The following is a 925-nucleotide window of genomic DNA, read 5'->3' on the forward strand; positions in this document are numbered from 1 at the left end:
CCGTGCACATGGCCGGAAGCAACTGCTGCACCAGGAAATATGGCGCGCGCACATTGACGGCAAATAGTCGGTCAAAGTCTTCAACGCCGATCTCTTCGAGTGATGCTGACTTTGAGATACCGGCATTGGCGACCAGTATGTCCAACCGGTCGCCGATGACGCTTCGAACACGCTTGGCCAATTGGTGGGGCCCATTCGGCGTACTCAAATCGGCGCCGACTTTCTCGGCGCGACCGCCTGACTTGCGGATCTCGTCCACTACAGCATCGGCTTCCTTTTGTGCGCTGCTGTAGTGGACCAGAACCTGCGCGCCCGCTTTGGCGAGCGCGAGCGCCGCGGCTCGACCGATGCCGCGCGATGCGCCAGTCACCAGGGCGGTTTTTCCACTGAGGCTGCTGCTCATGAAGTTTCTCCGTTCGTAGGGAAAATAAGCAAGTGGAAGGTCAGTCGTCGAGCTCTTCGATTGCTTCGACGCGATCCGGATAGAACGCGACGTGATCCTTGATCATGACAACAGCATCATAGGGCTGCTCATACGTCCATACCGCATTCAAAGCGCGCTCGCCACCCACGGGTACGCTGTAGTAAGCGCACTCGCCTTTGTAGGGACAGTAGGTGGCGTGATCCGTGCGCTCCAGCGATGTCATGTCCACGTCCTGGCGAGGAATGTATTGGACTGCCGGATAACTTGCCTCTTTTAGCGTGAGCCCGTTGCGCGTGTCGGCGACAACGCGACCCGCGACTCTCACCACCACACGCCGCGGGTTGCGTTCGACGCTGATGGGATGATCCGGTCCAGGCACTTTGACTGTCCTGGCGGTGGAGGATGTGGGTTGTGTCACGGTCGTATCTCCTCGAGAGATGATGACGGGAGGGCCGCCTCCCGGTGGAAAACGGTGCAGAAGGACTGAAGGTAGGGTTGGGC

At 59.4% G+C, this 925-nt stretch carries 2 protein-coding genes; both read right to left on the reverse strand.

Features of this window, described 5'->3' with window-relative positions; translation table 11 throughout:
* Positions 1-403 (reverse strand): SDR family NAD(P)-dependent oxidoreductase (locus tag GSQ77_RS29000; protein WP_158907608.1); only part of this gene is annotated, 403 nt, incomplete at its 3' end.
* A 40-nt stretch (positions 404-443) separates the two neighbouring features.
* Positions 444-842: a DUF427 domain-containing protein gene (locus GSQ77_RS29005; protein ID WP_158907610.1), complete on the reverse strand. Its 399-nt coding sequence runs from the start codon at positions 840-842 to the stop codon at positions 444-446.
* Positions 843-925 lie beyond the last annotated feature (83 nt).

The sequence above is a fragment of the Burkholderia sp. L27(2015) genome (assembly GCF_009765705.1).
Taxonomy (GTDB): domain Bacteria; phylum Pseudomonadota; class Gammaproteobacteria; order Burkholderiales; family Burkholderiaceae; genus LMUX01.